General features: G+C 60.4%; 9 protein-coding genes. 4 read left to right on the forward strand and 5 right to left on the reverse strand.

Features of this window, described 5'->3' with window-relative positions:
* Window positions 1–89: 89 nt before the first annotated feature.
* Genes ACE4YL_RS01085 through ACE4YL_RS01095 form a run of 3 tightly spaced genes read right to left on the reverse strand, consistent with a single transcriptional unit; the run spans window position 90 to window position 2,584 of the window.
* Window positions 90–893 carry a metal ABC transporter permease gene (locus tag ACE4YL_RS01085; protein ID WP_461369047.1) on the reverse strand — a complete coding sequence of 268 codons (804 nt, stop codon included), beginning with the start codon at window positions 891–893 and terminating at the stop codon, window positions 90–92.
* Complete coding sequence (locus tag ACE4YL_RS01090; protein WP_461369048.1) at window positions 886–1,626, reverse strand: metal ABC transporter ATP-binding protein; 741 nt, start codon at window positions 1,624–1,626, stop codon at window positions 886–888. The genes ACE4YL_RS01085 and ACE4YL_RS01090 overlap by 8 nt, the downstream gene beginning before the upstream one ends.
* A gap of 31 nt (window positions 1,627–1,657) precedes the next feature.
* Window positions 1,658–2,584, reverse strand: a complete 927-nt coding sequence (locus tag ACE4YL_RS01095; RefSeq protein WP_461369049.1) for a metal ABC transporter substrate-binding protein — start codon at window positions 2,582–2,584, stop codon at window positions 1,658–1,660.
* Here ACE4YL_RS01095 and ACE4YL_RS01100 point away from each other — a divergent pair.
* Window positions 2,583–2,750 carry a hypothetical protein gene (locus ACE4YL_RS01100; protein WP_461369050.1) on the forward strand — a complete coding sequence of 56 codons (168 nt, stop codon included), beginning with the start codon at window positions 2,583–2,585 and terminating at the stop codon, window positions 2,748–2,750. The genes ACE4YL_RS01095 and ACE4YL_RS01100 overlap by 2 nt on opposite strands.
* A gap of 76 nt (window positions 2,751–2,826) precedes the next feature.
* The gene (locus tag ACE4YL_RS01105; protein ID WP_461369051.1) at window positions 2,827–5,298 is read left to right on the forward strand and encodes a glycogen/starch/alpha-glucan phosphorylase; all 2,472 of its coding nucleotides are present in this window, start codon (window positions 2,827–2,829) and stop codon (window positions 5,296–5,298) included.
* An 8-nt stretch (window positions 5,299–5,306) separates the two neighbouring features.
* Here ACE4YL_RS01105 and ACE4YL_RS01110 read toward each other — a convergent pair whose 3' ends face one another.
* Window positions 5,307–5,690 carry an NINE protein gene (locus tag ACE4YL_RS01110; RefSeq protein WP_461369052.1) on the reverse strand — a complete coding sequence of 128 codons (384 nt, stop codon included), beginning with the start codon at window positions 5,688–5,690 and terminating at the stop codon, window positions 5,307–5,309.
* A 424-nt stretch (window positions 5,691–6,114) separates the two neighbouring features.
* Here ACE4YL_RS01110 and ACE4YL_RS01115 point away from each other — a divergent pair, with 424 nt between their 5' ends.
* The gene (locus ACE4YL_RS01115; RefSeq protein ID WP_461369053.1) at window positions 6,115–6,270 is read left to right on the forward strand and encodes a hypothetical protein; all 156 of its coding nucleotides are present in this window, start codon (window positions 6,115–6,117) and stop codon (window positions 6,268–6,270) included.
* Window positions 6,271–6,566: 296 nt separating this feature from the next.
* On the opposite strand, the gene abc-f is transcribed toward ACE4YL_RS01115, so the two are convergent.
* The gene (abc-f, locus tag ACE4YL_RS01120) at window positions 6,567–8,279 is read right to left on the reverse strand and encodes a ribosomal protection-like ABC-F family protein (RefSeq protein ID WP_461369054.1); all 1,713 of its coding nucleotides are present in this window, start codon (window positions 8,277–8,279) and stop codon (window positions 6,567–6,569) included.
* Window positions 8,280–8,745: 466 nt separating this feature from the next.
* Between abc-f and ACE4YL_RS01125 the strand changes: the two genes are divergently transcribed.
* Window positions 8,746–10,395 (forward strand): glycoside hydrolase family 3 protein, encoded by a 1,650-nt coding sequence (locus tag ACE4YL_RS01125; RefSeq protein WP_461369055.1) that lies wholly within the window; start codon window positions 8,746–8,748, stop codon window positions 10,393–10,395.
* The last annotated feature ends 264 nt before the right edge of the window (window positions 10,396–10,659 follow it).

Here is a 10,659-nt window from a genome sequence, read left to right on the forward strand (position 1 = left end):
CACTATATATCCTTTCAATACAGGGATTTGCCCTGTATTTTTTTACCCCTGCGCCTCCGCCCCGCCCGGTTAAGGCCAAAAGTATTCGTTCACCCGTCACGCGGACGGTAAAGCAGGGAGATGACAAAGATCAGGGCCATAAAGAGAACGATGGCCGCTCCCGAAGGGAGGTCCAGGTAGTAGGAGAGGATGAGGCCGCCGGCGCTGCCGCCAATGCCCGTGGCCAGGGAGAGGAGGAACATGCCCCGGTAATTTTTGCTGAAGCGGTAGCCCGCTGCAGCGGGGATGACCAGGAGCGCCGAGGCGAGGACAATGCCCACCAGCTTTACCGAAATCATCACCGTGAGCGCCATGGCCGCCAGCAGGCCGTAGTAAAGGGGCTTGACCGGAAGGCCGCTGGCCAGGGCGGCCTCTTCATCGAAGGATATGGCCAGCAGCTCTTTGAAGAAGAGGGCGATGAAGAGCAGCACCGGTGCCGCCACCGCGGCCAGCAGGCGCAGGTCGGCGGGTGAAACGGAAAGGATGTTCCCGAAGAGGAGAGAGAAGATCTCGGGGTAGTAACCTTTTAAGCTGCTGAGCATGGCCACCCCGAGGGCCATGCCGGCGGCGAAGAAGATGCCGATAACGGTATCCTCGTAAAGCTGCCCCCGCCGGCTGATATGCCCCGTGGCCAGCGCGGTGGCCACGGCGAAGGCACTGCCGCACCAGAAGGGATCCAGCCCCGTGACCAGGCCCAGGGCAAGTCCCGCCAGGGCAGTATGCGAGATGCCCACTCCGAGAAAGGAGAGCCGCTTGAGGACGACAAAAAAGGCTACCGCCGAGCAGAGCGCGCCGGTCAATACCGCCGCCAGCAGGGCATGCCTCATGAAGGCGTAAGAAAACATTTCAGCCATGGCGGGAATCTTCCTCGCTTGCCGCAGCCATCTCTAGAATATCGTAGGTGCAGCGGTAGGCTTTCTGCAGGGCCGGGCTGTGCAGCACCTGCTGCGGCTCGCCGTGAATATGCATGGTCCGGTTGATGCAGAGGAGCCGGTCGGCAAAGCCGGCCAGGGAGAGAAGATCATGCGATACGATGAGCACGGTCAGCCCGTAGCTTCGCTGCAGCTGGCGGAGCCGCTCCAGGAAGAGCTGCTGCACCGCCGGATCCAGGCCGGTGGAGGGCTCATCCAGGAGCAGCAGTTCCGGGCGGCGCACCAGGGCCCGGGCCAGGAGCACCCGCTGCTGCTCTCCGCCGGAGAGATCGCCGAAGGGGCGCGCGGCCAGATGCAGGGCGCCTACCGCGGTCAACATCTCCTGGGCGGCCTCCTTCTCTTCGCGCCTCAGCGAGCGCAGCAGCGTCCGCGGAGAGCAGCAGCCCGTCCTGACCACGTCCTCCGCCGAAAGGGGGAAGCGGCGGTCGTAGGTGCGGTTTTGCGGGATGTAGCCGATTTTTTCCCTCGCCGCGCCCAGCTTCCCGGAGGGGCGGCCGAGGACCGTGGCGCGTCCGGAGGAAGGCCTGATTAAGCCCAGCAGTGTCTGCAGGAGAGTGGTTTTGCCGCCGCCGTTGGGGCCGATGAGGCCGATCATCTCGCCGCGTTTCACTTCGAAGGAGATATCCTCCAGCACCAGGGCCGGGCCCCTCTTCACGGAAAGCCTCTCCACTGAAATGACCGCGCTATTATTGTCCTGTGAAGGCATCTTTGAGCACCGCCGCATTGTAGCGCATTAAATTCAGGTAGCTGTCCCTGCCGGGCAGGCCCGCGCCGCCCAGGGGATCGAGCAGGATGACCCGGCCCTTTATTTCACGGGCAATCATCTCTGCCGCGGCGGCTGAAAGCTGGGGCTCAGCCGCCACCACCCTGACGCCGTGGCTGCGGCAGAGGTCGACGAGCCCGGCGATCCAGGAGGCCGAGGGCTCCTGGCCGGGGAACTCGGCAATTACCGCCGCCTGGTCTAGCCCGTAGCGGGAGGCAAAATATTGCCAGGCGGCATGCACGGAAATGAAGCTTTTTTCCGGCAAGCCCTCCAGGGAGGCGCGGATCTCCCCGTCGAGGGCGGTCAACTCCTCCTGGTAGGCGGCCAGCTTGGAGCGGTAGTAAGCGGCATTTTGAGGATCCGCTTTGCCCATGGCCTCGGCGATGGCCGGGCAGAGGTAATCTCGCACCGCAATGGGGTCCAGCCAGAGATGGGGGTTGGGCTTCTCGTCTTCGCCCGGCTGAGGGCTCCAGCCCCGCTCCTGCGCTGCTTCAAGGAGATTTAGTAGTGCCAGGCTGCCGGAGCCGGCCGCTGCCGCTTGGGCGGCCCAGTCGTCCAGCCCCCCGCCGATGTAACACAGGAGCTGCGCCCGGGCCATGCTTCTGGCTTGCTCCGTGGTGGGCTCAAAGGTGTGGGGGCTGGCACCTGCAGGCAGCAGGGCTGTGGCGCTTACCTTTTCGCCGCCCAGGCGGCTGATGATATCGGCCAGGGGGAAGATGGTGGCAACAATTTCCAGGGGTGCCTCTTCGCCGGCCGGGGGTAGAGGTTCCCCGGCACAGCCGGCGCAAGGCAAGGTCATTGTGCACAGCAATAACAGCAGGAGCCCCGTTTTAAAGGCGATTCTGTTCATGGAAGCCCTTCCCCCGGCAGTGCAGGCCTATGAGGTCGATCCGGCGGCCGCCGGCAATCTGATTTTATCTTACTCCTTTGGCCTTGAAAATTCAAGAATTGCGGGAAGGGCGGGTCGGCAGGAAAAGGCCCAAGCCTATTTAAGTTTTCGCAATTTTCCTATTTAACAAAAGTTAACTCTTAAATTACATAAAAAAATGTGTTTTAATATAGGTGGAAACCATAATCGAAGGAGCAATGTCTATGTTTAAAAATAAACGGGAGTTTAAGCATAGCTTTGTTCAAAAATTCAGACATCTATACGGAAAGGATATAGCCGCGGCCACTCCCGAAAGCGTCTTTCAAACCCTGGGCTGCATGGTTCGGGAAGAGGCGGCGGCAGGCTGGATTGATACCAACAGGCTCTACCGGGAGAGGGGAGCGAAACAGGTCTACTACTTTTCCATGGAGTTCCTGCTGGGCCGGCTGCTGGAGAGCAACCTGCTCAACCTGGGCGTGCTGGAGCTCTGCCGCGAGGGCCTGGCCGAGCTTGGCCTAAACCTCGACAAAGCCCTTGCCGCCGAGCCCGATGCCGGGCTGGGCAACGGCGGCCTGGGCCGGCTGGCGGCATGCTTCCTCGATTCCCTGGCCTCCCTGGGGCTGCCCGGCATGGGCTGCGGCATCCGCTACCGCTACGGTCTTTTCGAACAGGTCATTGCCGACGGCCACCAGCTGGAGATGCCTGAAAACTGGCTCTGCGGGGGAGGCAGCGTCTGGGAGACGCGCCGCCCCGAGGAGGCCGTGGAGGTCAGGTTCGGGGGCCGGGTGAGGGCGGGGCAGGCCGGCGGGCGGCTCGTCTTTCACCACGAGGATTACCAGTCAGTTCTGGCCGTGCCCTACGACATACCGGTAATCGGCCATCGCAATGGCATCGTGAACACGCTGCGCCTCTGGAGCGCCGAACCGGCCCTGGAGGATTTGAAGAGAGGCTGCCGCGAGCCGGACTGCTACCGCCGTGTCGTTGAATACAAGCACCGGCTGGAAGCCATCAGCGAGCTGCTCTACCCCGATGATTCCAGCCGCGAGGGGAAGGTGCTGCGGCTGCAGCAGCAGTATTTTCTCGTCTCCGCCGGGCTGCAGAGCATTGCCCGCCTCCACAAGCAGAGGTATGGCACCCTTAAGAATCTCCATGAGCGGGTGGCCGTGCACGTCAACGACACCCATCCCGTCCTGGCCATCCCCGAGCTGATGCGCATACTCATCGACGAAGAGGGGATGGGCTGGGAGGAGGCCTGGAGCATTACCCGGCAGACGGTCTCCTACACCAACCACACCACCTTGCGGGAGGCGCTGGAAACCTGGCCCGTGGAGATCTTTGCCCCGCTCTTCCCCCGCATCTACCAGATCGTGGAGGAGATCGACCGCCGCTTCAAGATAGAGCTGGGGCGGCTGGCCCCCGCCAGGAGCGGGGAGCTGGCACGAAGCACGGCCATTATCGACGGCGGCACCGTGAAAATGGCTCACCTGGCCATAGTGGGTAGCCACAGCGTCAACGGTGTCTCCCGCCTGCACACCGAGATCTTGAAGCGGCGGGAGATGAAAGAATTTTACGAACTCTACCCGCAAAAGTTTAACAACAAGACCAACGGGATCAGCCACCGCCGCTGGCTGCTGCAGGCCAACCCGCGCCTCGCCTCCCTGGTCACCGAAACCGTAGGCCCGGGCTGGATTAGCGATCCTTCGTGCCTGCTCCGGCTGCTGGACTATGCCGGCGATGCTTCCTTCCAAGAGGCGATCCGGCGGGTCAAGGAGCAGAACAAGGCCGACCTGGCGAGGATCATCCGGGAGCGCACCGGCTGGGAGGTGGACCTGCAGTCCATCTTCGACGTGCAGGTTAAGCGGATCCATGCCTACAAGAGGCAGCTGTTAAACGCGCTGCACATCCTGCACCTCTACAACCGGCTGCTGGAAGATCCCGGCCTGGAGATGACGCCGCGCACCTTTATCTTCGGCGGGAAGGCCTTTCCCAACTATCTCCTGGCCAAGCGCATCATTAAGCTCATCAATACCCTGGCTGAACTCATCAACAACGACCGCCGGATCGGCGACAGGCTGAAGGTGATCTTCCTGGAGAACTACTCCGTCTCCCTGGCGGAGAAGATCATCCCCGCCGCCGATGTGAGCGAGCAGATTTCCACCGCCGGCAAGGAGGCCTCGGGAACGGGCAACATGAAATTTATGCTCAACGGGGCCGTGACCATCGGCACCGCCGACGGGGCCAACATCGAGATTGCGGAGGCGGTGGGGCGGGACAATATCTTCATCTTCGGCCTGGAGGCGGCCGAGGCGCTGCGCTGCCACCAGCAGGGCTACCGCGCGGCGGAGCTCTATGCCCGTGAGCCCCTGGTCAGAGAAGTGGTGGACCAGCTGGTGAACGGCTTCCTGCCGGCCGGGCGGGAGGAGTTCGCCCCCATCCATGATTCGCTCATGGCCGGCAATGACGAGTACCTGGTCTTGAAAGACCTCCTCGCATACGTGGAGACGCAAAAGCTCCTGGAGCGGGCCTTCAGGGAAAGAAGCCGCTGGCTGAAAATGAGCATTGTGAACGTTGCCCACGCCGGGCAATTCTCCAGCGATCGCACCGTTGCCGCCTACGCCTCCGAGATCTGGCGGATCGCCCCGCCGGCGGCGGCGCCGCTTCAGAGGGCTGCCGGCTGCGCTGCAGCGGAGAGCTAAGATGAGTGCTAGCGCTTGCTCATGTTGGCGACCTGGATGATTATTTGGGCTTCGATCTGGTTATTAGTGCGGTGGGTTTTCGAGAACAGGGTGCAGGCATCAATTAGCAGCAGGAGCGCGAGGCAGCCACCGGCAGCGTAGAAGGGGATGAAGCCCAGCGTCGGGACCGCCCTGGCTATATAAAAGTAGGAAGCTGCAGTGAGTGCGCTTAAACAGAGGACGATGGTGCCGCCAATGGGATCTTTCAAATAAAACCTGTGCCCTCCGAAAATTCCGGTGCAGAGCCAAAGGAGCCAGGCGACGAGTGGCTTTTTTGGGCGCATTCTGAATAAATGTTCCACCAGTTTCCGCTCGGAGGGAGAAAGATTGTCTTTAAATACAAGGTTGGACATGAACTTTCACCTCCCGTGTCAGAAAATGGCTTTAAATGATTTAACTAGTAATTCGGCGCGGCTGCCTGTTTCCCTTCTATGTAAAGTATGGAAATATAGAACAGATTTATCCATTGACTAGATAGTAAGCCTTATTTTTAGGAAATGGGCGCGCGGCCATGATAACCGGCGGCGAAGACTTTTCCTGGGTTTTTGGGGTCCATCTCAGCGGCAGCGCGCGGCGCCGGCTTTCCCTGGCCCGGCTTGGCTTGGATAAATTTCCGGCAGGATTTGTCGACTTGCTGTAGTAAATATAAGAAAAAACAAGCTCCTGCCGGGATGTGGCGGTTGGCGGCGGGCTGGCCGGCCTGTAGTGACTTTCCGGAACAGGGGCGCATATGATAAAGTAAATTGGAACGAGGAGAAGGCGATGGGGAATTCACTGGTGGAAAAGATTGACACACTTATTTCCCGGCTGGAAAGCATGCGGGCGAACATCTATCCCGACGACTGGGATGCGGACCCGCTTTATGACGTCATCCGGGAACTTCGCCGCATCACCGCCGAGGAAAAAGAAAAGCAGCAAGAAGCTCTCAGCTAAAAATATGGGTATTGATATCCGCGCGGCCGCTTCGCTATGGCAGGCGGCCGCTTCATGTACCGGCAGCCCGGCCCGGCCGGCCGGCTGCAGCAAAACCCGCCTGCATAGGGGCGGGCTTCCACGCCCGCCCGGGTTCACCCTCCTACTTGTATTGTCCAGTCATGCCCGACCCGAAACCCGTACCAATATCGTAGCTGGCTAACGTGTTTAATCTTCCTTTTGTGGGCCTCCATAATAATCTCCTCCCTTTGCAAAAGGGGGGGCGGGGGGGATTTTATCTTCCTCCCCCAATGCATTCATGGCTTCGATCTCAACCTCTGCAACTTGCGGCTAATCTCTATAAATTCCCGGTTCACCCGCTCCAGCTCTTCCGGGGACCCGGCGCCGCCCGGCCCAGCCAGTTCATTGAGCCTGCTTGAAAGGTAAGAAAGGCGGTTCTCCAGGAGAAGAATCTCCTCCGGGCTGCCTTTGCCGGACATACTCAAGCTGTCAAGATACTCCCCGTACGAACCGGGATAATTGACCAGCTTCCCCGCTTCCAAATGGAGGACCCGGTTGGAAAGGCGGTGCAGAAAATAGCGGTCATGGCTTACGGCGAGAATGGTTCCTTCAAATTCGCCCAGCGCCGCCTCCATCGCTTCACGCGACTCGATGTCGAGGTGGTTGGTCGGCTCATCCATGATCAACAGATTAACCCGGCGGGCCAGCAGTGTGGCCAGGATCAGCCGCTTCTTCTCTCCGCCGGAGAGGGTGGCCACCTTCCGGTGGAAATGCTCGCCGGTAAAGAGAAGGGCCGCCAGCAGGTGGCGCGCTGCGGTCCCGTCCGCCTCCCCGGCAGCGGCCACCGTTTCCAGCACGGTCAGTTCCGGGTCCAGGATGTCAAACTCCTGTCCCAGGTAGCCGGGGCGGGCCGAGGGAGCCAGGCTGACCTTTCCCCGGGCCGGCTTCAATTCACCGAGAATGAGCCGCAGAAGGGTTGTTTTACCGGCGCCGTTTGGGCCGATCAAGACCGCGGCTTCACCGCTGAAAATTGTAAAATTGAGGTTTTCGAAGAGAGTTCGTCCATTGAATGAGTGGCCAAGCCCTTCGGCGCTGATAATCTTCTTGCCCGTTTTTTCACCCCCGGCGAAGTCCAGCCGCAGCCGGCGGTGTTCCCAGGGTTTGCGGGGAGCGCCTTCATCCAGCCGGGCCAGCCGCTTCCGGAGAGCCTTGACCGTCCGGTCCATCTTTTTGGCCCGGGCCGCCAGGTAGGGGGTGCGCGGCGAAGATGCCGCCGCCGCCCGGCGGGCCCACTCCTTTTTCCGGTTTACGGAGGCGATTAGCCGCCTGCGCCTGCTGCGGTAATCCCGGTATGCTTTCCACTGCGCCTTCTTTTCGTCGTCTTTAATTTGGGCATAAGCGGAGTAGTTGCCAGGATAGGAGCGAATTGAACCCTGCTCCAGCTCCAAAATCCGCCCGGCAATCTTATCCAGCAGATAGCGGTCGTGAGAAACAATCAGCGCCGTCCCGGGAAATTTCTGCAGGTATTCTTCCAGCCACTCCAGCCCCCTTGCGTCCAGGTGAGTGGTGGGCTCGTCAAGAAGCAGCAGCTCGCATTGCCGTGCCGCCAGCCGGGCCAGGCAGAGGCGGCTTTTCTCTCCGCCGCTTAGCCACTCCGTGCCCCGGGCTGCCTCTATACTTCCCAGCCCAAGCTTTTCCATATGCTTCTGCAGCACCCATTTTTCCGGAAGCTCCTTCCCGGAAAGGCAGGCCTGGACGGTCAGGCCGCGGGGCAGCTCCGGCTCCTGGGGCAGATACCCCACCTGCTCCGGGGGCAGGTAGAGATGCAGTTCCCCGCCCGTGGGCTTCTCCTGCCCGGCGATAATCTTCAGCAAGGTGCTCTTGCCGCTGCCGTTGCGTCCGATCAGCCCGACCTTTTCGCCCCTGGCTATCTGAAAAGTAAGATTGCTCCATACGGGGCGGCCGTCATATTCCTTGTATAGCCTGGCGGCCTCAAGAAGTATTGTCATCATGATCACCTCTAAAAAATAGAAAGACAGGGGCATACCTGCCCCTGCCGGATTGTGTCGCCCGGTTGGCGGGTCAGATATCCCAGTGAGATATCAGCCTTAGACCATGATAGAGATGAACATGACTTTCTCCTTTTGATTTCAGCTTGTGCTGCTCTCATTATAACAGCTTGATTCCCGGCAGACAATTAAAGCAACGCAGCAGGAACCGGGAAATGGTGTCGCCATGTCCGTAGCGGCCATAGTTTTGCCGGTTGTGGCCTGCTTTTTCTTTAAGGGCATGTTAAAACGACCGCTTAAGGTTTATAATAAGGAAAGTCATGGCATGAGAACAGTTCATTTTTTTCAGTTACAATGGACAGGAATAACCAGTTAATCTAAAGGAGACTTGTCATTGAGGAGCAGAAAGCGATCCCACATATTTCCGGCATTGATTGTTTTATTGCTTATACTGGCAGCGGTCCTGTTGTTATTAAAATATTTCAGCAAGCCCCAGGGCGAAAACAGAGAGCCTGGCCGGGAGGAGGATGAGGATGAGCTGGCAGAAATTCTCCGGAACATGTCCCTGGAGGAGAAAATCGGCCAGGTAATCATCGCCTACTTCAGCGGGCCGGATTTCGGCCTTTCGTTTGCAGAGGAGCTGCGGGAGCTGCCCCTGGGCGGCGTCATCCTCTTCAGCAGCGCCGGCAACATTGAAAGCCCCGCCCAGGTGGCAAACTTGACGGAGCAGATCCAGAAGGCCGCCCTCGACAGGGGCATGGTGCCCCTCTTCATTGCCGTGGACCAGGAGGGCGGCGCCGTGGCCCGCCTGACAGAGGGGGTCACCCTTTTCCCCGGCAACATGGCCCTGGGGGCCACCGGCAGCGAAGAGCTGGCCGGCCAGAGCGCCGCCGTAACGGCGCGGGAGCTGCGCATTCTGGGGATCAACTTTAACTTCGCCCCGGTGGTGGATGTGAACAACAACCCCGACAACCCCGTCATCGGGGTGCGCTCTTTCGGCTCCGACCCGCGGGAGGTGGCCCGGCTGGGCCGGGCCATGGTCGCCCCCTACCGCCAGGAGAAGGTTATCGCCACGGCGAAGCATTTTCCCGGCCACGGCGATACCGACGTGGACTCCCATTACGGGCTGCCGCTCATCCCCCACGGGCTCTCCCGCCTGAAGGAGCTGGAGCTAATCCCCTTCCAGGCCATGGTCGACGCGGACGTTCCCGCGGTGATGATGGCCCACATCCTCGTTCCCGGTATCACCGGCAGCGACGAGCTTCCCGCCAGCCTCTCCCCCGAAGCGGTCCGCTACCTGCGGGAGGAGATGGGCTTTGGCGGCCTGGTGGTAAGCGACTCTATGAGCATGGGGGCAATCAGCGGCCGCTGGGGCCTGGAGGAGGCGGCGGTGATGGCCTTCCAGGCAGGCGTGGACCTGATCCTATTCGGGCCCTGGAGCGGCGTCGAGCCCGGCGACAGCCGGAGAATCTTTGACGCGCTGAAAAAAGCGGTGGACGAGGGGGTCATCACCCTCGAGCGGCTCGAGCAGTCGGTAAAGAGGATTCTCACCGTGAAGAAAGAATACGGCATTCTCGCCGATCCCCTGCCGCAGCGAGAAAAGCTCTCTGCGCTGGCCCTGCCTGAAAACCTGGAGCTGGCCCGGCGCATAGCCCGGGAAAGCGTCACCCTGGTTCGCGACCGCGCCTCTGTCATCCCCCTCTCCCCAGGGGAGAACATCTCGCTCATCTGGCCGGCCGAGCTGGAAAGCGCTCTCGAGCCCCTGGTGGAGGCATGCCCCTTTCTCCAGCCGCGCCTGCTGCCGCTTAATGCGACTGATGCTGATATTGAAGAACTCCTCGATTCGCTGCGCGGTTCTGCCCTGGTCCTGGCCGGCACCTTCGACCTGCGGCGCCGCCCCGCCTGGATCACCCTGCTAAATGCCCTCGCCGAAGAGACAGAGCTGGTTCTGCTCGCTCTCTCCGCACCGTACGATCTACTGGCCGTGCCCCGCGCCGCCGCCTGCCTCTGCACCTACAGCCACACCGAAGTCTCCATGCAAGCCCTTGCCGAAGCTCTAAATGGCGACCTTATCCCGCGGGGCCGCCTCCCCGTGGAGCTGCCCGGGCTGGAATAAAGCCTCTCCAGGGTAACTGCCTTTTGCCTCCACTTTTCCGCTTTATGGCCCGACCTTTCCGTTGATTTTATACTTATACCGCATTAATATTAAATTAAAAGATCATCCCGCCCTGGAGATCCTTACTAACGATGGGTATGGGAATTTTTAATTCTCCCCCCTTTGCAAAGGCCGTGGGGGATTAACACTACCTACTCCCCCCTTTGCAAAAGGGGGGCCGGGGGGAATTTAATACTACCTACTCCCCCTTTTCCTAAAGGGGGG

The sequence above is a fragment of the Candidatus Darwinibacter acetoxidans genome, assembly GCF_041936445.1.
Lineage (GTDB): Bacteria > Bacillota > Limnochordia > Darwinibacteriales > Darwinibacteriaceae > DTU010.